This window comes from Paraburkholderia sp. GV068 (assembly GCF_003058125.1).
GTDB classification, from domain to species: domain Bacteria; phylum Pseudomonadota; class Gammaproteobacteria; order Burkholderiales; family Burkholderiaceae; genus Paraburkholderia; species Paraburkholderia graminis.
Genome location: NZ_QBUB01000013.1, coordinates 94,396 through 118,353, shown reverse-complemented (window position 1 = coordinate 118,353; position 23,958 = coordinate 94,396). Strand labels below are relative to the sequence as shown.

General features: G+C 62.6%; 28 protein-coding genes. 10 read left to right on the top strand and 18 right to left on the bottom strand.

The window, feature by feature from the left end; genetic code table 11:
* From C8K18_RS24365 to C8K18_RS24335, 7 genes are all read right to left on the bottom strand, one after another.
* Nucleotides 1-1,191, bottom strand: a complete 1,191-nt coding sequence (locus C8K18_RS24365) for an acyl-CoA dehydrogenase family protein (protein WP_107710208.1) — start codon at nt 1,189-1,191, stop codon at nt 1-3.
* A 13-nt stretch (nt 1,192-1,204) separates the two neighbouring features.
* Nucleotides 1,205-2,083, bottom strand: a complete 879-nt coding sequence (locus C8K18_RS24360; RefSeq protein WP_107710210.1) for a nitrilase-related carbon-nitrogen hydrolase — start codon at nt 2,081-2,083, stop codon at nt 1,205-1,207.
* A 35-nt stretch (nt 2,084-2,118) separates the two neighbouring features.
* Complete coding sequence (locus C8K18_RS24355) at nt 2,119-3,015, bottom strand: glycine betaine ABC transporter substrate-binding protein (protein WP_107710212.1); 897 nt, start codon at nt 3,013-3,015, stop codon at nt 2,119-2,121.
* Between the two features lie 34 nt (nt 3,016-3,049).
* Nucleotides 3,050-3,787 (bottom strand): ABC transporter permease, encoded by a 738-nt coding sequence (locus tag C8K18_RS24350; RefSeq protein WP_006048303.1) that lies wholly within the window; start codon nt 3,785-3,787, stop codon nt 3,050-3,052.
* Nucleotides 3,784-4,902: an ABC transporter ATP-binding protein gene (locus tag C8K18_RS24345; protein ID WP_006048304.1), complete on the bottom strand. Its 1,119-nt coding sequence runs from the start codon at nt 4,900-4,902 to the stop codon at nt 3,784-3,786. Before C8K18_RS24345 ends, C8K18_RS24350 begins: the two co-directional genes overlap by 4 nt.
* Nucleotides 4,903-4,904: 2 nt before the next feature.
* The gene (locus tag C8K18_RS24340) at nt 4,905-5,630 is read right to left on the bottom strand and encodes an ABC transporter permease (protein WP_029969901.1); all 726 of its coding nucleotides are present in this window, start codon (nt 5,628-5,630) and stop codon (nt 4,905-4,907) included.
* Between the two features lie 315 nt (nt 5,631-5,945).
* Nucleotides 5,946-7,112, bottom strand: a complete 1,167-nt coding sequence (locus tag C8K18_RS24335) for an MFS transporter (RefSeq protein ID WP_244230973.1) — start codon at nt 7,110-7,112, stop codon at nt 5,946-5,948.
* A gap of 541 nt (nt 7,113-7,653) precedes the next feature.
* Between C8K18_RS24335 and C8K18_RS24330 the strand changes: the two genes are divergently transcribed.
* Nucleotides 7,654-8,421 (top strand): transposase, encoded by a 768-nt coding sequence (locus C8K18_RS24330; protein ID WP_107710214.1) that lies wholly within the window; start codon nt 7,654-7,656, stop codon nt 8,419-8,421.
* Nucleotides 8,422-8,480: 59 nt separating this feature from the next.
* Here C8K18_RS24330 and C8K18_RS24325 read toward each other — a convergent pair whose 3' ends face one another.
* Both C8K18_RS24325 and C8K18_RS24320 read right to left on the bottom strand, forming a co-directional pair.
* Nucleotides 8,481-8,768 carry a DUF1330 domain-containing protein gene (locus C8K18_RS24325; RefSeq protein ID WP_107710216.1) on the bottom strand — a complete coding sequence of 96 codons (288 nt, stop codon included), beginning with the start codon at nt 8,766-8,768 and terminating at the stop codon, nt 8,481-8,483.
* A 776-nt stretch (nt 8,769-9,544) separates the two neighbouring features.
* Nucleotides 9,545-9,826, bottom strand: a complete 282-nt coding sequence (locus C8K18_RS24320) for a hypothetical protein (RefSeq protein ID WP_006047326.1) — start codon at nt 9,824-9,826, stop codon at nt 9,545-9,547.
* A 375-nt stretch (nt 9,827-10,201) separates the two neighbouring features.
* Here C8K18_RS24320 and C8K18_RS24315 point away from each other — a divergent pair, with 375 nt between their 5' ends.
* The 3 genes from C8K18_RS24315 (at nt 10,202) to C8K18_RS24300 (ending at nt 12,400) form a co-directional block, all read left to right on the top strand.
* Entirely contained in the window at nt 10,202-10,450 is a 249-nt protein-coding gene (locus tag C8K18_RS24315) for a hypothetical protein (RefSeq protein ID WP_044020269.1), read from the top strand.
* A gap of 107 nt (nt 10,451-10,557) precedes the next feature.
* Nucleotides 10,558-10,869 carry a hypothetical protein gene (locus C8K18_RS24310; RefSeq protein ID WP_006047327.1) on the top strand — a complete coding sequence of 104 codons (312 nt, stop codon included), beginning with the start codon at nt 10,558-10,560 and terminating at the stop codon, nt 10,867-10,869.
* 790 nt (nt 10,870-11,659) lie between these two features.
* Nucleotides 11,660-12,400 carry an ABC transporter substrate-binding protein gene (locus C8K18_RS24300; protein WP_107710218.1) on the top strand — a complete coding sequence of 247 codons (741 nt, stop codon included), beginning with the start codon at nt 11,660-11,662 and terminating at the stop codon, nt 12,398-12,400.
* Nucleotides 12,401-12,432: 32 nt separating this feature from the next.
* Here C8K18_RS24300 and C8K18_RS24295 read toward each other — a convergent pair whose 3' ends face one another.
* Nucleotides 12,433-13,407 (bottom strand): LysR substrate-binding domain-containing protein, encoded by a 975-nt coding sequence (locus C8K18_RS24295; RefSeq protein WP_006048313.1) that lies wholly within the window; start codon nt 13,405-13,407, stop codon nt 12,433-12,435.
* Nucleotides 13,408-13,543: 136 nt separating this feature from the next.
* Between C8K18_RS24295 and C8K18_RS24290 the strand changes: the two genes are divergently transcribed.
* Entirely contained in the window at nt 13,544-14,758 is a 1,215-nt protein-coding gene (locus tag C8K18_RS24290) for an MFS transporter (RefSeq protein ID WP_181324944.1), read from the top strand.
* A 14-nt stretch (nt 14,759-14,772) separates the two neighbouring features.
* Here C8K18_RS24290 and C8K18_RS24285 read toward each other — a convergent pair whose 3' ends face one another.
* Entirely contained in the window at nt 14,773-14,955 is a 183-nt protein-coding gene (locus tag C8K18_RS24285) for a hypothetical protein (protein WP_107710222.1), read from the bottom strand.
* 169 nt (nt 14,956-15,124) lie between these two features.
* On the opposite strand from C8K18_RS24285, the gene C8K18_RS24280 reads away from it, so the two are divergent.
* Complete coding sequence (locus C8K18_RS24280; RefSeq protein ID WP_107710224.1) at nt 15,125-16,027, top strand: LysR family transcriptional regulator; 903 nt, start codon at nt 15,125-15,127, stop codon at nt 16,025-16,027.
* Here C8K18_RS24280 and C8K18_RS24275 read toward each other — a convergent pair.
* A complete protein-coding gene (locus C8K18_RS24275) occupies nt 15,993-16,391 on the bottom strand; it encodes a RidA family protein (protein ID WP_006048317.1) in 399 nt (132 codons plus the stop codon). The two genes, C8K18_RS24280 and C8K18_RS24275, sit on opposite strands and share 35 nt — an antisense overlap.
* Nucleotides 16,392-16,520: 129 nt before the next feature.
* Between C8K18_RS24275 and C8K18_RS24270 the strand changes: the two genes are divergently transcribed.
* Nucleotides 16,521-17,426: a LysR family transcriptional regulator gene (locus tag C8K18_RS24270; protein ID WP_029969921.1), complete on the top strand. Its 906-nt coding sequence runs from the start codon at nt 16,521-16,523 to the stop codon at nt 17,424-17,426.
* 86 nt (nt 17,427-17,512) lie between these two features.
* Here the strand turns inward: C8K18_RS24270 and C8K18_RS24265 are convergent, their stop codons facing one another.
* The 4 genes from C8K18_RS24265 to C8K18_RS24245 form a co-directional block, all read right to left on the bottom strand.
* Complete coding sequence (locus C8K18_RS24265) at nt 17,513-17,965, bottom strand: helix-turn-helix domain-containing protein (RefSeq protein WP_107710225.1); 453 nt, start codon at nt 17,963-17,965, stop codon at nt 17,513-17,515.
* Nucleotides 17,966-18,036: 71 nt separating this feature from the next.
* Nucleotides 18,037-18,432 carry a hypothetical protein gene (locus tag C8K18_RS24260; protein ID WP_181324945.1) on the bottom strand — a complete coding sequence of 132 codons (396 nt, stop codon included), beginning with the start codon at nt 18,430-18,432 and terminating at the stop codon, nt 18,037-18,039.
* A 157-nt stretch (nt 18,433-18,589) separates the two neighbouring features.
* Nucleotides 18,590-19,102: a GNAT family N-acetyltransferase gene (locus C8K18_RS24250; protein WP_107710229.1), complete on the bottom strand. Its 513-nt coding sequence runs from the start codon at nt 19,100-19,102 to the stop codon at nt 18,590-18,592.
* A gap of 24 nt (nt 19,103-19,126) precedes the next feature.
* Nucleotides 19,127-20,026 (bottom strand): LysR family transcriptional regulator, encoded by a 900-nt coding sequence (locus C8K18_RS24245; protein WP_006048322.1) that lies wholly within the window; start codon nt 20,024-20,026, stop codon nt 19,127-19,129.
* Nucleotides 20,027-20,146: 120 nt separating this feature from the next.
* Here C8K18_RS24245 and C8K18_RS24240 point away from each other — a divergent pair, with 120 nt between their 5' ends.
* Complete coding sequence (locus tag C8K18_RS24240; RefSeq protein ID WP_258196189.1) at nt 20,147-21,733, top strand: MFS transporter; 1,587 nt, start codon at nt 20,147-20,149, stop codon at nt 21,731-21,733.
* Nucleotides 21,734-21,756: 23 nt separating this feature from the next.
* On the opposite strand, the gene C8K18_RS24235 is transcribed toward C8K18_RS24240, so the two are convergent.
* On the bottom strand, nt 21,757-21,963 hold the full coding sequence (locus C8K18_RS24235; RefSeq protein WP_132384614.1) for a hypothetical protein: 207 nt from the start codon (nt 21,961-21,963) through the stop codon (nt 21,757-21,759).
* Nucleotides 21,964-22,272: 309 nt separating this feature from the next.
* On the opposite strand from C8K18_RS24235, the gene C8K18_RS24230 reads away from it, so the two are divergent.
* Nucleotides 22,273-22,467: a hypothetical protein gene (locus tag C8K18_RS24230; protein WP_107710236.1), complete on the top strand. Its 195-nt coding sequence runs from the start codon at nt 22,273-22,275 to the stop codon at nt 22,465-22,467.
* A gap of 115 nt (nt 22,468-22,582) precedes the next feature.
* On the top strand, nt 22,583-23,053 hold the full coding sequence (locus C8K18_RS24225) for a YaiI/YqxD family protein (protein ID WP_006048326.1): 471 nt from the start codon (nt 22,583-22,585) through the stop codon (nt 23,051-23,053).
* A 21-nt stretch (nt 23,054-23,074) separates the two neighbouring features.
* On the opposite strand, the gene C8K18_RS24220 is transcribed toward C8K18_RS24225, so the two are convergent.
* Nucleotides 23,075-23,950: a lipid A biosynthesis lauroyl acyltransferase gene (locus tag C8K18_RS24220; RefSeq protein ID WP_006048327.1), complete on the bottom strand. Its 876-nt coding sequence runs from the start codon at nt 23,948-23,950 to the stop codon at nt 23,075-23,077.
* Nucleotides 23,951-23,958: the final 8 nt, after the last annotated feature.

Genomic DNA, 23,958 nt, shown 5'->3' with positions numbered 1-23,958 from the left:
TCAGAGGTTGATCTTCAGATCGGGCAGATCGCGCGAGGCGATCAGGTATTTCGCCATTTCCGACGTTCCGCCGACAATCGTCAGCGCGCGCGCGTCGCGATAGAGCTGTTCGGCCCGGCCGTATTCTTTGGTAAGGCCGTCGCCGCCCAATATCTGCACGGTTTCGTTGACACAGAAATTCGCCGTCTCTGTCGCGACGAGCTTGGCCATGGCCGCTTCCTTCATCAGCGCCTTGCCGTCGGCGCCCGCGTCGTACATCTTCGTGGCGCGGTACGTGAGAAGTTCGGCGGCGTCGATCCGCCAGCTCATCTGCGCGATCCTGTCCCAGATCAGTTGCTTGCAGCCGAGGAGCTGCCCGAACGTCCTGCGGCTTTGCGCATGCGCACGGGCGATGTCGAACGCACTGCGCGCGACGCCGAGGCCCGAGCCGCCCAGAATCGCGCGCTCGAAGTTGAACATGCCGCGCATGATTGCGAAGCCCTCGCCGGCCACGCCCAACAGGTGATCCGCGCCGACCCGGCAATCGTCGAACTTCACTTCGCCGACGATGCAGCCGTGCCGGCCCATGAACGTATAGTTGCGCGGAAAGCTGATCCCGCGCGCGTCTTTGGGCACGGCCACGGCGGTGATGCCCGGCCTTTCCAGGCCATCGCGCGGCGTGATGCCGTAGGCGATATAGACGTCCGCAACCGACGCGTTCGAGATATAGCGCTTGAAGCCGTTGATGACCCATTCGTCGGTGCGGGCGTCGTATTCGACACGCGTTTGCATGTCGGCGGAATCGCTGCCCGTGCCGGGCTCGGTCACGCAAATCGCGCCGATCGCGCGGCCATCCAGAATCGGTTCGAGATACGCTTCGCGCACTTCCCTGCTGGCATGACGATGCAGCGGATAGGCGCAGCTCAGCGCGGTGGCGATGGTGGTCTCAAACGCATAGTTGATGGCGGACGCTTCCTCGGAGAGGATCGTCGCGTGCGTGAGACCGGGCTTTGTCAGCGAGCCGCGATACAGGTCCGCGAACATCAGCCGCAAATAGCCGGCTTCGCCCAGCGCGCGCACCACGCGTTTGACGGCGTCCCAGTCGCGGCGCTCTTCTATGTCCGCGGCGCGCGGCGCGAGTTCGCGTTGCAGGAACGCGCGCGCTTCGGCGCGAAACGCGCGGTCTTCGTCGGTAAGGAGAAAATCTTGCATGGCAGACGACGCTTCAGGTATTGACAGGTGAATGAGCCGCGCGGATGCCCCGCGCCGCATAGACGCGTGCATCGCGCACGGTCGGCAGCAGAAAGCGCGCTTCGCGCAGCGCCGCATAGTCGAGTTCGCCGACCACCAGTTCTTCGTCGGTCGTCGAGCCCATCGCGACTGTGTTGCCGAACGGATCGAGAATGCGCGAGCCGCCCCAGAAACGCAGCATGCCTTCGGTGCCGATGCGATTCGCCATGACCACGGCGACCCCATACGTGACCGCATAGAAGCGCAGATTCAGTTCCCACGCGGACGGATTGTCGAAGCCGCCGCCCACCGCTTCGCGCGCGGAACTGATCGGCGCGGCGAGCAGCGTGACGCCGTCGCACATCAGGTCGTGAACGAGCGCGGGGTTCCACAGGTCGTTGCAGATCGGCGTGGCGACGCGCCAGTCGCGGTCGATGCCGAACGCGCCGAGATCCGCTCCCGGCGCGTAATAAAGGCCATCGCGCAGCTTGCCGTAGGTCGCCAGTTGAATCTTGCGATGCACGTGCACGATTGCGCCTTCCGTCACGCTCGCCTGGCTGTTGTAGAACTGGCCACCAGGCGCTTCTTCGATAAAACCAAACGACGTATGCAGACCAACGCTCGCTTGCGCAAGCGCCGCAATGGCCGGGTGATCGACACGCATTGCAAGCTGCAGCGCGTCCTTGCCCGCGCTATGCCCGCATAGGGACAATTCCGGAAAGAGCAGCATCGCGACGCCGCGCCGGCGCGCTTCGTCGATCATGCTCAGATGCTTGCGGAGGTTGGTGTCGAGATCGCCATACGAACTGTCGATCTGCGCGGCCGCGACTTTTAGCGCGCCGTCTCGCGGCGCTTCGGGGGAAGGCGAAGGCATGTTCTCGTCTCTCTGATCTGATCGGGTCGCGTGCGTTACAGCAGACCGGCTTGCTTCAGGAAATCATGCGAGACCTCGCTGAACGATTTCTTCTGCACGTCGACGGATGCGTTCAGACGCGCCATCGTCGGTGCGTCGAGTTTTGCGGACAGCGAGTTGAGGATCGGCCCGAGCTTCGGATTGGCGTCGAGCGTCGCCTTGCGGATCACCGGCGTGAGCGCATAAGAGGGAAAGAAGCCTTTGTCGTCCTTCAGAATGACGAAGTTGAAGGCGGGCACGCGGCCATCGGTCGCGAAGACGAGCGCGATATCCACCTGACGATCCTTCAGCGCCTGATACGTGAGGCCGGAGTCCATCCGCTTGACCTCGTCCTGCGAAAATTCGAAGCCGTACAGCTTTTGCAGCGGACGCAACCCGTCGGGGCGCGCATAGAACTCCGAATTGGACGCGAAGGTCAGCGTCTTGCCTGCTTTAATCGCCTTGGCAAGATCGCTCAGGGTCGCGATGCCCAGCTTCTTCGCTTCGTCCTGATTCATCGCGAACGAGTACGTGTTGTTCGCACGCGAAGGGTCGAGCCATACCAGGCCCTTGCCTGCATCGAGTTCCTTGACCTTCCTGTAGGTGTCTTCCGGCGACAGGCGGTCATTGATCTTGTTGTACGTAATGAGCGACGTGCCCGTGTATTCCCAGTACATGTCGACCTGTCCATTCTCTTGCGCCGAGCGCAGCACCGCACTGCCCAGGCCGTCCTTCTTCGTGACGGTGAAGCCTTTTGCCTGCAGTAGCTCCGTGGTCATTTCGGCGAGCAGTTGCTGCTCGGTGAAGTTCTTGCCGCCGACCACCACGCTGGCCGCCGCGCAACTGATGGCCCACGAGGACGCAAAAGAGAGAGCGACGAGCGCGCAGGCCCGCTTGAAAAAAGTAGTCTTCATGATTTCCTCGGAAAACGCGTATGCGTGGATGGAACTAGCGTTGGGAAGCGACGCCTCGCGACACGAGATGCACCTGCATCTGTCCGACGAGCACGTCTGTGAGAACCGCGAGGACCGCGGTTGGAATAGCGCCCGCCAGCAGCATCGAAAAGTCGTTCATGTCGATGCCGGTAAAGATCAGCTCACCGAGCCCGCCGCCGCCGACGAGAAACGCGAGCGGCGCGGTGCCGACCGTAATGGCGAGCGCGGTGCGAATGCCCGCGAAGATCACGTACAGCGCATTGGGCAATTCCACCTGCCATAGAACCTGCGCAGGCGTCATGCCCATGCCGGTGGCCGCTTCGATCAGCGCACGCGGAACCGCGCGCAGACCTTCGAGCGTGTTGAGCACGATGGGCAGCAAGGTCGCCACCCACAGCGCGAAGATGGACGGCCATCGTCCAATGCCGAGCACGCTCATGGCGAGCGCGAGCAGCGCGAGTTTCGGCACGGCCTGCCCCATGTTGAGCGTCTGCATGAGTGCCTGAGCGACGCGAGCCTGTTTGCCCGACTCGCGGCTCAGATAGATGCCGAGCGGCACCGCGACGACGATCGCGAGGCTGCCCGCGATGGCGACCATCGTCATCTGCGCGATGGACTGGTAGACGATATCGCTGCGATATTGCGCGATCGACGCGAGCCAGTTGTGCCAGTTGTCCGCGCGGGCCTGCAGCGGCGCAGCGCACGCAAAGAGGACGGCGCAACGTGAAAGCAGTGTTCTCATGTTTTTCATGCACAGACCTCCGCGGGCAAACGCAACATGTCGACGATGTGCGCCTGGTTCACGTAGCCGACGAAGCGGCCCTCGTCGTCGACGGTGGGCAGCCATGCTTGTCCGAGCGCGAACATCGACGAAATCACGCTGCGCAGATCGTCGCAATCGCGCGCCACGCCGCGCATGGGCCTGGCATGCGCCGCCGTCAGCGTGCCGTCTATTGCCGCGAGTTCCGCCGCGCCGAAATACCCTTGCGGCTTGCCCGCGGCATCGAGCAAGACGATCTGCTCGACGCCGTGCCGCTCGAGCAGCGCCCGCGCTCGAACGCTGCTGTCGCCTACCCGCGCGGCGCACTCGCAGGCCGACAAAGCGTCTTTTGCACGCACGAGGCGCAGCCGCTTCAATGCCCGGTCCGCGCCGACGAAGCCGGCGACGAACGGACTAGCGGGCCTCGCGAGAATCGTGTCCGGCGTATCGAACTGTTCGAGCCGGCCTGCGCGAAAGATCGCGATGCGGTCGGCCATCTTCACGGCTTCGTCGATGTCGTGGCTCACGAACATGATCGTCTTCTTGACCTGCTGCTGGATGCGCAGAAACTCGTCCTGGATCAGCTCCCGATTGATCGGGTCGATCGCGCCGAACGGTTCGTCCATCAGCATGACGGGCGGATCGGTTGCCAGTGCGCGCGCGACGCCGACGCGCTGCTGCTGCCCGCCGGACAGATCCTTCGGATAGCGCGACAAATAGATCGACGGATCGAGTGCGACGATCTCCAGCAATTCGGCCGCGCGGCGCTTCGCTTTCGTCTTGTCCCAGCCGAGCAGACGCGGCACCACGCTGATGTTTTCCTCGACCGTCATGTTGGGAAAGAGCCCGATCTGCTGGATCACATAGCCGATCTGACGGCGCAATTCGACGACTTCGAACTCGTCCGTATCGCGGCCGTCGATGAAAATCTTTCCCGACGTCGGCTGGATCAGACGGTTGATCATTTTCAGCGTGGTCGTCTTGCCGCAGCCCGACGGGCCGAGCAAAACGCAGATTTCACCCGCGCCGACTTCCATGTCGATGCCGTCGACCACCGGGGCGCTGGCGCCTTCATAGCGCTTCGAGATGCTGGAGAGCTTGATCATGGTTATTGCGCGTGATGAGGAGATTTACGGAACGACGCCCACGCGCCGAGACGCACTGCAAGCCTGCCGGTACGCGACGGGCTGCGAAGGCCCTTCGGCGTCAACAGGCGCTGCACCCAGCCGAGGCCATAGTCGGCGGCGATCGCCAGAACGCTCACGAGAATCGCGCCGGCAATCAGCTGACGCGGGTCCGACTGCGAGATGCCGCGACTGATCAGCTTGCCGAGGCCGCCCGCGCCGATATAGGCGGCGACGGCGGCAATGCCCACATTGATCACCACGGCCATGCGCACGCCCGCCATGATGATGGGCAGCGCAATCGGGATCTCGACTTTCCACAGACGCTGGCGCGTGGTCATGCCGATGCCGCGCGCCGCTTCGCGCAGCGCCGGATCGATGTTAGTGATCGCCGTGTACGTGTTGCGCACGATCGGCAGTTGCGAATAAAGGAAGAGCGCGATGACCGTCGGCAGAAAGCCGATGCCCTGGCCGATCAACGACAGGACCGGAATCATCAGACCGAATAGCGCGACTGACGGAATAGTCATCAGGATCGCCGCGAGGTACAACACCACTCTCGCGGCGCGCTCATTGGCCGTGATCGCGATGCCGAGCGGCACGCCGGTGAGGATGGCAAAACCGACGCCCACCCCGACGATCTCGATGTGCTCAACGGTGAGCCTGATGATCGACGCAAGGTTGTCGATCATGAAAGCAAGGGTATCCACGTTGTCTCCGTTCCGCTGTTGCGTGTCCGTGTGCTTCGCCACCGGGCAAAGATATCCGGACAAAACCCGGAACCCTTCATCTGCATTCGACGTCGTTTGTCACGGAAGCGACATCGCGATTGAGCCGTGGTGCGTTTCCCTTGCGGCACGGGGAACGGGCTATGCATCGCTAAGGGTTATCCCCGTCCTTTAAGCGACAGGTCGGTGCGGTGACTGAATCAGGAAGAAGCGAGAAGAGGCGCTGGCGGCGGGCAAATCGGCGGGCAACTAAGCGCATGGTTGGCGAGGTCGCCCATGACCAGGCGCGGCTTTGCGTTACCTTCCCTGCTGGCGCCAGACGCTGCGCAGCGTGAACGTGGCAAGCGCGCCTGTGACGAGCGCGGTGAACAGATAAAGCCCCGCCGGACCCGCGAGCGCCATCGTCGCGGAAGCGAGAGTCGGGCCGGCGCTCGCGCCGACGGAGAAGATCAGCAGAAGGCCGGCGCTCACGGCGATGCGCTGATCGGCGGGAATGCAGTCGTTCACATACGAGGTCACGACGCCGTACATGGAAAAAGCCACCGCGACATAGAGGTAGCCGAAGGCCCGGACCAGAGCGCCGTCGCGCAGCAGAAACAACAGCACGCTCAGCAATCCGGCGATGACCGCGAGACACAACAACACCTTGCGCCGATCGAAGCGGTCGGCGAGCCGTGCGACGGGCCATTGCGGCACCAGCGCGGCCAGCAGCGCGAAGCCCATGAAATGCGACACCTCCGGCACCGGATAGCCGAGGCGCCGCATGAACACCGGCTGCATCGTATAGAACGCGCTATTGAGCACACCCGCCGACAGGCACGCGAGCACGCCGAGCGGCGCCCAACGGTAGATGGTCTGCAGCCCCGACAGTCCGCGCGCGAGGCGAGAGCCGCAGGACGCAGCGGCCGCCTCGAGCGCGTGGCCGGGTGCGGGCGCGGTGCCTGCCAGCGCGACGGGAATCAGGGACGCCGCGAACAACGCGGCGACCGCGCTGAAGAGTTCGAAGCCGCCGGGGTCCGCGAGTCCGATCAGGAACTGTCCGGTGCCGACGCCGAGATAATTGGTGATCAGATAAGCCGAAAATACGCGGCCGCGTTGAGCGTTCGTCGCGACCTGATGCAACCAGCTTTCGACGATCGTAAAGATGCCGACGAGACAGAAGCCCGTTACGAAGCGCAAGGCCACCCACATCGAGGCCGCGCTCCACACCGCATAGCCGAGCGCGCAGCATGCCGACGACGCAGCCAATGTCACGAATGCGCGGTGATGACCGACCCGCGCGATGAGCGCGCCACCGTACAGCGCGCCGAACAGGAAGCCGACGTAATACGCCGACTGCACCACGCCCATCACGATCGACGGCGCCTGCTGCTGCGAGAGGCGCAGCGAGATGAGCGTGCCCAGCAGGCCGTTGCCGGTGATGAGAATCGCGTAGCCGAGAAGCAGGACCGCGGTGGAGCGCAAGCTTCCAAAGGCCGGCTCGCGTGACTCGACAGCGGCAGCGAGGGGCGCGGCCCTTTCTCCGCAATCGGCGAGCGGTAGCAAGTCCGTTAAAGAGGACGTGCCCGTTGGTTGACACACAGCCGGTTCCGGTGCCTGTTTCATTCGTGCTGAGTCTCGTTCGTCCTGCGCGGCACCGTTTAGCGACGTTGGGGCTTTCGAGTTCCGAATGTAGCGGTCCGCCGCCTCGCCGGCATATCGCGAATGCGACGTCGGTTAGCAGCATAACGACATTATGTTTTGCGCTTCATCGCGCTGCGCGCCTTCGGGTCCAAACACCGGAGCGTCAAGCGGTGTGAAACGCGGCGCCGCTCTTCCGCGGTGGCACAAAAGGGACACCGGCTGCGATCGGCAAATCAATGAAAAGAGGCCGGAAAAAAGGCCTGTTCGCCACGTAACGCGCGCACACCGCCGATAGAATTTCGTCCTATAGGCAGTTACACACCGCCACACGTTCGACTCCGGTCGGATCGCTTTTTCACATCGGATTTCCGGTTAATTCAGCATGACACGGCTTGCACGGCACTACGTCCCAGAACAACCGCAGCACGTTATCTTGCAGGGGTTCACGGGGCACGCGTTTTTGGATGAAGGCGACTATCTGTACTTCATCGCCTGCCTCGCAGACGCAGCGCGCGTCGCCGGTCTGGCCGTCCACGCGTGGGTCCTGATGCCCGACGCGGTACAGCTGCTCGTCACGCCTTCCTATGAGTCGAGCCTGGCGATGGCGATGCAAGCGGTCAGCCGCCGCTATGCCGAGACCTTCAACCGACGCCACGGACGCCGCGGCATGATCTGGCGTGGCGGGTACTCGGCGACAGTGATCGAGCCCGAGCGATACTTTCTGCTCGCGAGCCACGTCATCGATCATGCGCCGGTGCGCAACCGCCTTGCGGCTGAGCCAGGACAATACCCGTGGTCGAGCTATGCGCACCACGTCGGGCTGCGCATCGACAGGTTCATCAAGGAGCATCCGGTCTACCGGGCGCTCGGCGATACGCCGATCGAGCGCCACGAGGCTTACCGCAATCTGGCCGCGCAGCGTCTTGACGATCACGACGTCGATAACCTGATGCAGTCGACCCTCGAAGGCTGGGTGCTCGGCGGCGCCGCGTACTGCGAATGGGCGGCGCAGACCGCGAATCGGCGTTTGATGCCGCTGTTGCTACGCGACCGGCAGCCGAAGGTGCGCGCGACGCGCGCCGTCGCGCATCGGACGAATGAAAAGAAACAGGAGCGAGGAGCGAGCGTCGAACTATCGCAGCCAACGTGAGGCCGCGATTGTGGTGATCGCCCGCTGAGGTCCACGACCCCGCGCGTCGCCGCCCTTTCTTACACGCCTTCCACTAGAACGGCGCGATACTTGGCGCCCTTGAATCGATGCTGTGCGACTTCCTGATACGCAGGGCTGTCGTACCACGCACGCGCGGTCTCAGTCGACGGAAACTCGACAATCACGACGCCCTCCGGCGCGTCACCCTCGAGGACCTGCTGAGGTCCGTATGCGGCGAGAATCTTCACGGGATGACCTTTGAAGGTCTCGCCCACCTTGCTTTGGTAGATGTCGAGCTCGTCCTGAGCCTGCGTGCTTTCCCTCGTGAAGACAATATAAGTCGTCATGGCTACGCTCCTGAGCGTGGAATAGAGGCGGATACGATGATGCCATGGAATTGTGGCGGGGCTCGGGGCGCGGGGCGCGGCGGGGGTGGTGGCGGTGGCGGTGGTTGGGGTGGAGGGATGCCGGGGGTTCGCAGACGGATGGTCGTGTGGCGGTAGGAGGCGAGGCGTCATACGATGTCTGTGCTGGCGGCGGACGCATATCGACCCACTCCGGTCAGACGATTCTCTCTAAAGCGGTCAGTCAGTCTAGCCAGCGTTTTGCAGACCGGAGCACTATGAAGCGGACGTTGACGAGCTCACCCGATCGGCCAGTTCCGGACGCTCGACATCTCCTTCAAGATCGTCAACAATCAATCGAACCGACACTCCAGCGCATGCACAGTCCTTACTGTTCCGCACCGCTCGTTGAAGCCACTGGGGGAGAGCTCCAATGCTCATCGGCGGGCTCATTATTTAGCATCTCCGTTCGAGAGCAATTCGAGAAGCTCAGGTTGGAGGTCCCCGTTTTACCTTGCGAGTTGACACGGTTCAATCTGGGTAGATGGTTTTGTCCTTGCTGCGGGAAGGCAACCAACAACGGAGTCTGCGCCAAATGCGGTCCGGTGATCACCAGTCGGCTAGCACGCCAACTGCTGGAATTGAATCCGCACGAGCGCAACCAAATCTCTCGACAAAATGACGATAGACAGTCCGGACCGGCGTCAGCCAGTTTCGGCCGTTCGAGGTCGATACGCGAACTGCCAACAATTGTCTCGACCTATGCGGTATGGACGGCGTTATTTCCATTCGAACGATGCTGCCCGCACAAACTGCGCGCGTGCCTTCTCGGGGAGCCATGAAAATCGATTTTTGAGCTCGCGATCGCACGAATCGCAGCATTCAGCTAGTTCGACGTGTTCCCAGTGTTCCAGACGACACGCTTCGGCCCAGATTTGCTCGAAGATGGCTCGGTCGTCGGAATCGTGACAAATCTGGTCCAATGCAGTCGGATAGAACGTCCATGGCTGTTCCCAATCCGTGAACTTAATCGCAACCGCAATGAGGTCCGGCTTGGCCATGATGCTGATGATCCTGATGGATTCGAATTGTGGAGTGGAACGATATCACGTCGAATGGCCGCTATCGGTCGACCCGACGGTCGGCTGTGGGTCGGGCTGAGTCCATCGGCGCTTCGAGTTCATCGCCGCGAAGCGGTCATTGGTGTTTCGCATCCCGAAAGCGGCCGGTCGTCAACGCGTATTTCCGACCCAAACCGGTCCTCCGCAGCCTGGCGGACGGGACGGCGGCTATCGACCGCTGAGCGGTCATCCGTTGGCTGATCCTGGCGACTGGCTAACATCACGAACCGCCCGCGATTCTGCATACTTGCAAACGGTCATTCGAGATGGGGCATCATTGATGCTTCATCGACTATACCGGCCGAAGACTAACCGATGACCGCTGACGACATCAACGCTGGATGCGCGCAACTGTTCGATATTTGGTGCGAACGCCGCTCTGCACGCCCTTTACGGCATCTACTGAGCGCATGGCCGCTAACCAACGGGTTGACGGACGACTGGGGTAACCTGTACGAAGCCTTACGCGGACTCCGAGCAAACTGTCGAGAGGACATTTCGGAAGCCGAACTGGTCCACGTTGAAGACCTGATTCGCGCCATCGCGGCCTTCCTTCAGCAATGAGCGGCGACCGTCACCCCGCTCCACCGGAATCACAAGCCACGTTTATCGCGGAGCTGCAATCTCGCTATGCTGAGACCGGCCCGGGTCGACTTGTTTCGGAAGCTGACATGGAGCGCTGGACCGAGATCGTCGGAGCGACAAGGCGTGACGCATATGACGTGCTAGCTCGGCATCTCGCGATCGGCTTTCACAAAGGTCAATTCTCCTTCGGGTTTTGCGACGCGCTCGCGATCGCCGTAGTCGGCTTTGTGTACGACGATTTCATCTCACTGGGCGAGGAATCGTGGCCCTCGTTCTTTAATGAAGTCTATCTAGCCTTTGACGCAGGTGAGGTCGGTCAACCTGGCACGGATGCGGTTGAGGCCTTTGCGCGCCCCATGATTGCGAAAATCGTTGAAGATTTGGCCGATGACGCTTGAATGTCGCGGCCGAGATTCCGGCGAGTCGCTCATGCTGGCCGAACAACGCCCCATGAGTGTTCAAGGTATCAATTGTTGATATTCTTGCGGACCGATGCGGAGTCTCTAGGCTCCCAGTTACCACCGCTGCCGTGATACGTTTCCGCGTGCAGCCAAAAAGCTTCATTGCAATGCATGCAGCGAAAATGGTATTCGACATAGTCGTCCCACGCTGCGCTTTTCGCTAGCTCGACAAACGGAACGAAGACGCAATGGTCGTCCGGGACCACCTCAACGAGCGTTCTATCGGCAATATTCTCTGCCGCGATCTGTATCGCCTTGCGCAATTCACGAGGGGATCTGATTGCATAGCGAACGCACAGGTCCGCACATCGATCGCATGCCACAGAAATCCTTCACCGGGAGAGTGGATTCGGTGCATTGATGATATCAGGCGAGCGGCCGCTTTCAGGCTACTGCCGTCGCCAGAACGACCGAGAGAGGTTTCCCGCGACCGTCCCATGATGGCCGCCTTGAGGCAATACCGCTGTCAATTCGCTCGCCCGAAACCGGCCATTGCGCGGGGGCGGACGAGAGCTCGGCCATGCAAATTGGATCGACACCTCGACCGGCGGCTACTGGCCGATCTCAGCCTAAGACGTCAACCCACCTGACCCTCTTCCAACAATCACCCGCCAACCTTCGTCCGACAGCGACTACAGTGCCCAAAACCAAACAGTACGATATTGTGCTGATGTAGTTCAAACCGAACGACTTCACGCCGGCGCTCATCTTCCCGCGAGACAACACCATGACCCTCACCCAACCCGTCATTTCCGCATTCACCCCGACCGGCAAACTACGCGCGTCGATCAACCTAGGCAATCCGATCCTCGCCAACAAGGACCCGCAAACCGGCGAGCCGTTCGGCGTTTCCGTCGATCTCGCGCGAGCGTTCGCGAGGCAACTCGGCGTCGAACTCGAACTGGTGGTGTTCGACGCCGCGGGCAAATCGGTGCAGGCCGTCAGCGAAGAGCGCGCCGACTTCGGCTTTTTCGCCGTCGATCCGTTGCGTGGCGAGACCATCGCATTCACGGCGCCGTATGTGCTGATCGAAGGCTTCTATCTGGTGCGCGACGACTCGCCTGTGCGGACCAACGCGGACGTCGATCAGCCGCATAACCGCGTCGCGGTCGGCAAAGGCAGCGCTTACGATCTCTTTCTCACGCGAGAGTTGAAGGCCGCGCAAATCGTTCGCGCGCCGACGTCGCCGACGGTCGTGCAAACGTTCCTCGAACAGGGGCTGGAAGTCGCCGCGGGCGTGAAGCAGCAACTTGAAGCCGATGCGCGAGCCGCTTCCGGCCTGCGCCTGCTCGACGAGCGCTTCATGGTGATTCAACAGGCGATGGGCACGCCGAAAAGCCGCGGCGAAGCGGCCGCAGCCGCGCTGCGCAGCTTCGTCGAGGAAATGAAAGCGTCCGGGTTCGTCGCCGAAGCACTGGCGCGACATCGGATTGCGGGAGCGTCGGTCGCGCCGGCATCGCCGGATTGATCGATAAGTCGGGGCGTCGCGTGGCGAAGTAACTAGCGCCGCGCCCCTTTCCTGCGCGATGTGCGTCGAGCCGGCACCACCGAACTGCGCGCCGCGGCCGCGAGAATCCATTTCTCGAATGCGATGACCGCGTCGTCGCGGGCCCGGTCGGTGTTCACGACCAGGGTGTAATCGGGTCCGCGCCCCGCGGGCTCGGATATCGGACACACAAGACGCCCGGTCGCGATGTCGCGCTCGATCAGCGGCAGCGATGCCAACGTCACGCCGAGCCCTTCCGCCGCCGCGCCGAGTTGCAGAAAGACATGATCGAAGTCGAGATGGCCCGCGCCCTGCAAGCCCGGCGCGCCGGCCTCGCGTAACCAGTCGGACCATGCCGTGCGCGTGCTCATCGAGTGAAGCAGCGTGTGATTTCGCAAATCGGCAACCGTCCTGATCGGATGGCTTTGCAGCACCGCTGGACTACAGGCGGGCAGGCGCAGGTCGGGCATCAGCGGCGTCGACGTGAGGCCCGCTGCGTCCTCGGGCCCCGAACGCACGCCGATGTCGAATGCGCCGCCGACATAACGCAGCTTGCGTGAGGTTGTCGAAAGCCGGACATCGATGTCCGGATAAAGAGCGCGGAAATCGGTCAGGCGCGGTATGAGCCAGCACAACGCGAAGCTCGCCAGCGTATTCACGCGCACGACGCCCGTTACGCGACGCGTAATCGATTCGTGGCGCAGCCGCGTGACCGAACTGCTCAGCCGCGAAAACGCACCTTTGACATCATTGAGCAGAGCGGCGCCCTCGTCGGTCGGGACGACGCCGCGCGAGCGGCGCTCAAAGAGAGGCACGCCGAACCAGTCTTCCAGCATTCGGATCTGTTTGCCGACCGCCCAGTGCGTGACGTGCAGATCGCTCGCCGCCGCGGCGAAACTGCCCAACCGCGCGACCGCCTCGAAGTGCCGCAATGCATTCAACGGAGGCAGGTTTCCGGCGTGTTTACCCGTGCGTTCGTCTGTGTCCATGTGGTGACTTTTTCTCCCGGCTGACGCTATTTTACGTCAGTTGTGCGCCGCTCCCGACGACCCATAGACTATGGGTGCGCTTCAACAAACGCTCGAACTGTCGCCAGGCCGCGCGCTTTCACCACTCGATTGAACCATGAGACCTTTCTCTTCCTCGTTGCCAACGACGGCGGCGGCCAACGCATCCGGTAACTCGTCCTCCGTGTCACGCACGCGCGTGCTCTGGCTGTCATGCACGGCGCACGCGCTGCACGACGGCTACACCGACATGATCTACGCGTTGCTGCCGGTCTGGCAGACGGACTTCGGACTGGGTTATGGCGCGCTCGCTATCGTGCGCGGCGTCTATGCGGGCACGATGGCGACGCTTCAATTGCCCGCTGGGCGCCTCGCGCGCGCTTGGGGCACGCCTCTGACGCTCGCGTTGGGTACGTTGCTGGCCGCGCTGGGCTACGCCGTCGCCGGGATGTCGGGAACGCTCTTGGGTTTGTGCGTCGCGCTCGCCATCTCGGGAAGCGGTTCGAGCACGCAACATCCACTGGCTTCGGGAGCAGTTGCGCGCGCGTATGGGCGCAACGCTCGCGGGCCGCTGAGCGTCTACAACTTTGCAGGCGACCTTGGAAAATCCGCGCTTCCTGCGGCTATCTCGCTTCTGATCACCGTCATGCCGTGGCGCCATGCGCTCTGGGCAATGTCGACCATCGGAATTTTAGTCGCGGCCGTGATTGCACTTTTTCTCCCTTCGATACCAGCAAGCGAGCCGTCCGCAGCCGAAGCGCCGAGCCAGAACAGCAACGGTTCGCGCTCGGGCTTCTCACTGCTGTTCACGATCGGCGTACTCGACACCGCCGTGCGCATGGGCTTGTTGACCTTTCTGCCATTCCTGCTGAAAGCGAAAGGCATCTCGCCGCCGATGATGGGCACCGCGCTCGCGCTCGTCTTCATCGGAGGCGCGGCGGGCAAGTTCGTGTGCGGCTGGCTCGGCGCACGCATGGGCGTCATCGGCACTGTGTTTGCAACCGAAGGCGGCACGGCCGCGCTGATTCTTGCCGTGCTTTACCTGCCATTGACGCCCGCCCTCGTCTTGTTGCCGTTGCTCGGCGCGATGCTCAACGGCACATCGTCGGTGCTTTATGGAACGGTGCCCGAACTGACTTCGGTCGAGCGGACAGAGAGGGCATTTGCGCTCTTCTATACCGGCACTATCGCTTCTGGCGCGCTGTCTCCGGTGGCTTATGGTTTTCTCGGCGACGGCATCGGCGCACACGGCGCCACGCTTGCAACCGCGGCCACGGCGCTGGCGGTCTTGCCACTCGCGCTTGCGCTCCGTCCGCATTTGCGCAAGACGTGAGCTTGCGCGCGGTCTCACAGCAAATGCATTACCTCGCACACCACTGCGGTCGTCGCGAGAATGATCAATGCGCCGCAACACAAACCCGTTAGGTACGCGAACAATGCCTGCTGCGCGTCGAACGTAACGGGGTCGCCATCCGGCGGAATCCGCGGATAAATAGCGTCGTCATAGTAAGCCTGTTCAATGTCGGACATGGCGTCTCTTCGTGATCGATCCATCGTGGACCATGCATCGAACGGCAGACGCCGGGAAGCCGCACGTCTGCTTGCGCAATGCAACGGATGACGTTAGCGTGTCACGAAACGTGCTGCTTTCAAACCGGCTGCCGCGTATTTCTGTGATGACATAATCGAATGGATCGTCATGAAAACACTCGATTTCGAAGCGGTACAAGCTTTCGTGCTGGTCGCCGATCTACGCAGCTTCACGCGCGCGGCCGATGCGCTGAACAGCACGCAATCGGCAATCAGCATCAAGCTCAAACGGCTCGAAGAACGGCTCGGCCACCGCCTGATCGAACGCACGCCGCGCATGGTGCGTCTGTCGCCGAAGGGCGAAATCTTTCTGCAGGCCGCGCGCAATCTGCTCGGCGCGCACGACGACGCGCTCAGCGCGCTGGCGCGCGAGCGCATCACGCTCAAAGTCGGCATTAGTCATCACATCGTCGGCAGCGAATTGCCGCTGCTGCTGCGGCATATGCATCGCGCCGATCCGGGTCTGCTGGTTGAGATGCGCGTATCGAGTTCGCGCGATATCGAAGCGCAATTCGACAGCGGCGCACTGGATGCCGCGCTCGTCCTGCGGCATGACGACAGCCGGCGCGACGGCGAAACGCTGCTCGACGAACCGTTCGGCTGGATAGCGACACCCGACTGGGTTCATCACGCAGGGCAGCCGCTGCGGCTCGCGACTCAGGCTCACCCGTGCCGTGTGCGGGCAATGGCCGTGAGCGCGCTCGATGAAGCACGCGTGCCGTGGGTCGAAGTATTCGTCGGCGGCGGCATTGGGACGATCGGCGCGGCTACGCAAGCCGGGCTCGCGGTCGCCGCGCTCGCGTTGCGCGTCGCGCCGCCGGGCACGGTCGATGTCGGCCCGCGCCTCGGCTTGCCGCCGCTGCCGTCGCGCGAAGTCGTGTTGTATTCGTCGACGTCTGACGCGCAGGTCCGCGCGGCGTTGCGCACGCTGGTCAGCGCTTTCCGCTCGACGCCGGCCAACGCGCCTGACCGGCACATCAGTCGTTCAGAGGAAGCTTCGCAATTACCTTGATCTCGAAGTCGAAGCCGTAAAGCCATGTCACTCCGACGGCGGTGAGCGCCGGATGCGGCGCGTCGCCCCAGAATTCGGGAACGACCTGCCACACGCGCTCGAATGTCGATTGCGGGTCGACCATGAACACGGTCACGTCGACCACATCGTCGAATGTGCATCCGGCCTCGTGCAGGATCGCATTCAGGTTTCTAAACGCGAGACGCACCTGCTCCTGCAGGTCCGGTTCAGGCGTCCCGTCGTCGCGGCTGCCGACCTGACCCGATACGAACAGCAACCCGTTCGCCCTCACGGCCGGTGAATACCGGTTACGCTCGTAAAGCGCCCGACGTCCCGGCGGAAATACCACATCGCGCTTCGCCACGTTTGCCTCCGTTGATCAATCGCTGGTTTCGATCAGCCACTCTACCGATCGACGCGTGCACGATAAACCGTCAACGCTGTCCATGACTATTTGTAGAATGCAAACAATCTGATCACGAGGCAAACGTTCATGGACCGCTTCGACGCAATGCGCGCTTTCGTCCGGGTCGTCGAGGCAGGCAGCTTCACGAAAGCGGCCGAAACGCTGCATATGAGCAAGACCACGGTGACGCATCTGGTCCAGCAACTGGAAGCGCGCTTACGCGTCCGTCTGCTGAACCGGACGACGCGCAGGATCAACGTCACGCCGGACGGCATCGCGTATTACGAACGGGTGACGCGGCTGCTCGCCGACATGGACGACGCCGAGACGAGTCTCTCGAGCGCATCGGCGGCACCGCGAGGCCGCCTTCGCGTGGACGTGCCGAGTCCGCTCGCCCGCCTGATCCTCATCCCGGCGCTTCCGGCATTTCTCGCCCGCTATCCGGACATTCAACTCGACATGGGCGTCAGCGACCGCACCGTCGATATGATCGGCGAGAACGTGGATTGCGTCGTGCGTGGCGGCGAGCCGAACGACCAGTCGATGGTGGCGCGGCGCGTGGCGGATCTTGCGCTCGGCGTGTTCGCTTCGCCTGGATATCTTGCGTTGGCGGGTGTGCCTTCGCATCCCGCGGAGCTTGAAAACTCGCATCACCGTATTGTCGGGTTTTCGTGGGGACGCGCGGGCAATCTCTATCCGGCCGTCATGCGTCGTGCAGGGGAAACGGCAAAGGTGCAAGGCCGCTACGCGCTCGCGGTGGATGACGGCAACGCCTATCTCGCGGCCGGAGTCGCGGGGCTCGGCATCATGTGGCTGCCGCGTTATATGTCGAAAGCGCATCTGAAACGACGCGAACTGGTCGCACTATTCGAGGACTGGCAGCTCGATCCGATGCCGCTTTACATCGCGTATCCGCCGAACCGCCACGTCAGCGCGAAGCTGCGCGTGTTTATTGATTGGGTGGTGGAACTGATGAATGAACGGGACGTGTGATGGGAAGCTATCTGAGCACCGTCGATGCGATAGTGAATGATGGACGCAACGATGCCGTCACTGTCCCGTCGCGGACTGCCTCCCGCTCACTCCCTACTCTCAGGAAAAATACATCCGCCATTGCGGACCAGTTCCTTCACTTCTTCGCTCACCTGCACCGGGCTTGCCTTCAAACGTGCAACGAAGTCCTTGCGGCGCCTCACGTACGACTTCGAATCGTGCCTGGCGCTCCAAACGACTATGCTAAGCACGATCGGAATCAGGTCGAGACCCTTCTCGGTCAGCGTGTAGAAGTCCTTGCGCCTGTCCTCGGGGCTGGGCGCCTTCGAGAGAATGCCTTGCTCTTCAAGAAACGCAAGGCGCGTAGCCAGCACGTTGGTCGCGATTCCCTCTTCCGATTTCAGGAATTCGCCATACGTCTTCTTGCCGGCAAACACGATGTCGCGAATGATCAGCAGCGACCACCGGTCGCCGAAGATCTCCACGCCGTAATTGACCGCGCAATGGGACCGAAGGTCTTCTGTACACGTCGTCTTCATGGCTGGATTCTAACATCGCTTGCATGTCGCAAGTTAATTTCGGTCGTTGACTTCCAGGTTGAGGGGACCGGTTATCGACTGATCTGCGTATCGACGTGGCCGGAGATGCGTTTCTGACGAACCGTCCATTGATATCGCTCCACCAGCTTTTCCGCAGCGGCGACCGCCTTCTCATTCCACAATTTCTCGGCAGCATCAATACGGACGTCCTCACGTTCCAGCGCATCTGCCGCCCAGTACGCACGGACGCTGCCAACCGGAAGATCATCGGTCGCCGATGCAATCGCGCGGAACAGTAGAAACTCCGGCTCGCCCTCAACCTTGGTCCAATACGCCAATTGAAGCATGGCGCGAGCGGCTTCAATGACGCCGAGGCGACCTTCGAGCAAGTCCAGCGCTCGGGCGCGAATCTTCCGGCAATGCTTGCGCCAAAGCTCTTCGTTCGTGACTCCAGGCGGGATCTTCATTTTTTTATGCATCGCGTGTGCTGACGCCGAATCGTGCAAATGTCAGTTTTCAAGTCGAGGAGCAGTCCGGCCGCAGGGCATTGCTAAGGTCGGCGATGAGTTCATCGGCGTCTTCCTGGCCAACTGAAACTCTGACAAGGCCAACTGAACACGTCGATCACAACTTTTCCATCGACGCATACCGAACCATCTTCCTTCCGTGCCCCACGACATCCCCTCGCCGCACCAACCCAAGCTTCTCCGCAACGCGAATAGACGCCAGGTTCAACGGATCGATTTCAGCCACCACTTCCGCCAAACGCAGCGTTGCGAAAGCATGCTGCAGCACCGCTGTTGCAGCCTCCGTCGCTATGCCCGAGCCCCACGCTTTTCGCGGCAAGCGCCACCCAATTTCAATCTCCGGTCCAACAGCATCCGCGGGAATCAGGAGAACCCACCCAAGAAAATCCGCCGCATCATTCCGGCTTCTGATCGTCCAATAGCCCATGCCCGCCGGGTACGGGCCGAGCGTGCGCGCTTCGACGAATGCGCGATGCTTCCGTGCGTCCGACCAGGGCCCATCGACGAAGCGCGTGACCAGCGGATCTCGATCCATCGCAAGACATTCATCCGTATCCGCTAGCGTCCGCGGTCGCAATATCAAGCGAGGCGTTGCGAAAACAGGTTGCATATAAGAGCCTTCCTCCGGTTGCCGCTAACCCTCGCGACCGCCAAACAGCCGTTCAGCAAGGAAATCGACGAACACGCGCAGCTTCGGCGACAGTTGCCTGCTCGACGGCCACAGCACCGAGAACTGGCCTTCGTGTTTCAGATGCGCGTCGAGTACGGTTCGCAGCGTGCCGGCGGCGAGATCGTCGCGCACGAGGAAGTCGGGCATATAGCCGATGCCGAGTCCGAGCACAGTCGCGCCGCGCAGCGCCTCCATGTTATTGCAGGTGAGCACCGTCGGAAACGACGCCACGAAGTTCGCGGGCTGGTCGCGGAACTGCCAGTCGTGCAGCTTGCCGGTGGTCGGAAAGCGAAAGCGGATGCAAGCGTGCCGCGCGAGATCGGCGGGCACGCGCGGCACGCCGTGTTGCGCAAAGTAAGCGGGCGTCGCGCACAACACGAAGCGAAAAGGTCCGAGACGGCGCGCGGTCAACTGTGAATCGGCGAGATCGCCGCTGCGGATGGCCGCGTCGAAGCCGCCTGCGATCACGTCGACGATGCGGTCGTTGAAATCCAGTTCCAGCTCGACGTCGGGATAACGCTGCATGAACTCGGGGACGACCGGCAGCAGGAAGCGATAGCCGATGGTCGGCAACGTCACGCGCAGGCGGCCGCGCGGCGCGGCGTTGGCCTGCAGCATCATCGTCTCCGCATCGGTGAGCGCGTCGAGGATACGACGGCAGCGTTCATAGAAGCGCTCGCCGTCTTCGGTCACGCTGACGCGCCGCGTGCTCCGCTGCAGCAGACGCACGCCGAGCCGCGTTTCCAGCCGAACCACGCTCTTGCCGACCGCCGACGCGGACAGCCCGAGCCGCCGCGCAGCGCCGACGAAGCTCTGCGCTTCGACCGTATGAACGAACGCCACGATACCGGTGAGATTTTCCATGGAAGGCGCTCAGCAGATTACGGAATTAAAGTCCGCATTGATTGTACCTGTCGGGCATTTATCGATTGCATGTCCGCAACTAGACTGCCCGGCATCACGTCACGCCTGGATGGACACATCATGACTTCTTCAATCGATCGATCCGCGTCAGCGCGCTGGATGGTGCTGCTCGGAGTGTGCTCGGCAGCCGTCGTGCTGCCGCTCAGTTTCTCGGCGGGAGCGATAGCAACGCCCGCGATCGGCCGCGCGATCGGCGGCGGCCCTGTCGCGCTGAACTGGATCACGAACGCGTTCATGCTGTCGTTCGGCAGTTGCCTGATGGCAGCCGGCGCGCTGTCGGATCAGTTCGGCCGGCGCCGCGTGTTCCTCGCGGGCATCGCCGCGTTCGCGCTTTTTTCGCTGCTGCTGACGATCGCGCCAGACATCGTCTGGATCGACGTGCTGCGCGGCGCGCAAGGCATCGCGGCAGCCGGCGCGCTCGCGGGCGGCTCGGCCGCGCTCGCGCAGGAGTTCGACGGCCACGCGCAAACGCGCGCGTTCAGCCTGCTCGGGACGACCTTCGGCGTGGGACTCGCATTCGGCCCGGTACTCGCGGGCGGCTTGATCGAAGCAGCGGGTTGGCGTGCGGTGTTTGCGTCGACGGCGGTCATCGGCGTGATCGCCCTGCTACTCGCGGCGCCGTGGATGCGCGAGACGCGCAATCCATCGGCGGGCCGGATCGACTGGCCGGGCATCGTCAGCTTCACCGCGATGCTGTGCCTGTTCACGGTTGCCATTCTCGAAGCGCCCGCGCGCGGCTGGTCGGACCCGGCGATCCGCGCGTTGTTCGTGGCGGCAGCGTTCGCGCTCGCGGCATTCGTCGCGATCGAGCGGCGCAGCGCCCATCCGATGCTCGACCTGTCGCTGCTCCGCTATCGCCGCTTTATCGGCGTGCAGATGCTGCCGATCGCGACCTGCTATTGCTTCGTTGTGCTGCTGGTGCTGCTGCCGATCCGCTTCGTCGGCATCGACGGTCATACGCCGTTGATCTCCGGCCTGATGATGCTCGCGCTGTGCGGTCCGATGCTGTTCGTTCCTTCACTCGCGGTGTGGCTCACGCGTCACGCGTCGCCGGGCGTCGTGTCGGCGGCGGGCTTGCTGGTGTCGGCGGCGGCGCTTGTGTGGCTCGGCAGACTGCCCGCCGACGCCACGCCGTTCGCGATGCTCGCGCCGATGGCCGCGATCGGCATCGGCGCGGGACTGCCGTGGGGCTTGATGGATGGACTGTCGGTGAGCGTCGTGCCGAAGGAGCGCGCGGGCATGGCCACAGGCATCTTCAGCACGACACGCGTGGCCGGCGAAGGGCTCGCGCTCGCGATGGTCAGTGCGGCGCTCTCGGCGTTGGTCAGTGCACGGTTGCGCGCGGCGCTGTCGTCGTTGTCGTCGTTGTCGTCATTGCCGTCGTTGCCCGGCATCGACCGGGACCGGCTTGCGGCCGCCGCTCAGCAGCTCGCGACCGGCGATCTCGCCGGCGCCGCGGCGCGACTGCCAGGCGTTCACGCAGCGTTCTTACGCGAACAATACGTCGACGCGTTCTCGTTGCTCGCAGATGGACTCGCCATCGTGACCGTGCTCGCCGCGCTCGCGACGCTGCATTACCTTCGGCCCGATCCGCAGACCGCAACGCGCATCACGAACGCACCAGTGCCGGAAGCCGCAGACCGATAGACGCCTCGCTAAAAAGCACGCACTCAACTGCGTCCTTTCGCCTGACTGGTTCCCGGTCCGAGCGAGTTGCCGCTGCCGCTCGTCGGGGACTTTCCGGACACCTCCGTTTGCTGCCGCTCGCGTCGTGCGTCTTCGCGCGCCTGCTCGGAGGGCTCGCGGCGAACGCCGCTTGCCTGTTGCCTATCGGCTTCGCCGCGGCTCGGCATGGATGATTGCTTGGTTCGATTCATTGCGCCTCCTTTTTTGCGCCGGACTACAAAATACCGCTACGCCGCAAGCGCGATACCCGAGCGCGATTTCCGCGGCACATGCAGGGGCAGTCAGCGTAATAGCGGCGGCAATCAGCACTGTTGAACCGCGCAATTGAAGGATTTACGAGTCGACGTGTACTTGCTACACCGCATCGGTTGCGTCATCCAGCAAGCGTCGGCGTGCGCGTGGCATACCGGTTGCGACGACAAATCAGCCGGAAGCGCTCGCTGCAATTCGACGGCGAACCGGCAACGCCAAGTCATCCACGATCCAGCCTGGAGATTTTCATGAGCACAGGAAGACACGCCAATAGCCCGTCGGGGCCGGGGAAACCGACCGCGGTTGAAACGTCGATCGTCAAGGAAGAGGAAGGAATAGTCGAACTAACGAACGAGGACGATGCGCCTGGCGGCGCCGAAGGTGTCCAGCCACAGCAGCAAGATGAGCAACGCCGCGACGACGATTCCGCCGCCAGGCCGTAGACCACGACAGCCGACCGAAGTACACCGAAGCAACACCGAAGCAACACCGACACAACAACAGGACCGCTGCCACCGTTGATATATGATCGCGTTTTAACCTGCTGGAATGGCCTTCATGCAAGTCCTGGTCGACGCCGACGCTTGTCCCGCCGTCATCAAAGACATGTTGTTTCGGGCCGCGCGGCGTGCCGAAATACTCGTGACGCTGGTCGCAAACCAATATCTGCGCACGCCGCCGTCGCCGTTTATCAGGTCGATCCAGGTGCCGGCCGGTTTCGACGTGGCCGATGCGCGCATCGTCGAACTCGCCGCGTCAGGCGATCTCGTGATTACCGCTGACATACCGCTCGCCGCCGCGGTACTCGACAAGGGCGCGCATGTGCTTGATCCGCGCGGCAACCGGTTCACACGCGAAAACATCCAGGAGCGTCTGACGATGCGCGACGTGATGGATCAATTGCGCAATACGGGTATCGATACGGGCGGCCCTGCGCCCTTCACCGCACGCGACAGCAAAGCGTTTGCCGGCGAACTCGACCGCTTCCTCGCGCGTCACGGCACGCCGCCTCGCGCGCCAGGTGGATAGGCCGCAAGCGAGTCAAACGCTTCAATACACCGGTGCCATGCCCGGCGGCCGGTGCTTGAAGCGCCGGTGCACCCAGTAATATTGCTCCGGAAACCTAACGACCTGCTCCTCGAGAAACGCGTTCATCCGACGCGCATCGACCTCATCGCTGTCCGAGGGAAAGTCGGCGAGCGGCTCGAAGATCGTCAGCTTGTAGCCTTCGTAATCCGGCAGCACCTCGGTCACGAACGGCACGACGCGCGCGCGCCCAAGTCGCGCGAGACGCGAAACAGCCGTCAGCGTGCAGGCGGGAACGCCGAAGAAAGGCACGAAAACAGAGTTGTCGACGCCGTGGTCCATATCCGCCGCGAGCATCACGTCTTTGCCCGAACGCAATAACGCGACGATCCTTTTGGCGCTCGACCCGCGCTCGATCATCTCGGCGCCGAACCGGCCGCGTTGCCGCTTTGCCAGCTCACATAGACCTGCGTTCGACATGCGCGTGTACAGCGACGCAATCGGCAGGCGCGTCGAGTACAGCATGCAGCCGACCTCAATGCCCACGAAGTGAAAGCCCATGAAAATAGTAGGCGGCGCGGACTCGTCGTCGAGATCGATTCTGCTTTCGATCTGCACGATGTCCCGGATCGATTGCGCACTGCCGAACCACTGAATGCCTCGCTCGAGATAGCTTCGGACAACGTGGCGAAAGTGCGCTTTCGCAAGCTGTTGATGTTCGTGCGCCGTCTTCTCGGGGAAGCAAAGCCGCAAGTTCACCAGCACGATGTGCTTGCGGCGGCCGGGAAGCGCATACAGCAGCGTGCCGATAACGATTCCAAGCCGTGCGACGAATTTATAAGGAAGTACGGAAAGCGTGCGTAGCAACGCCACGATGAGCGCAAGGCTGAGGCGTTTCAAAGGTTGTC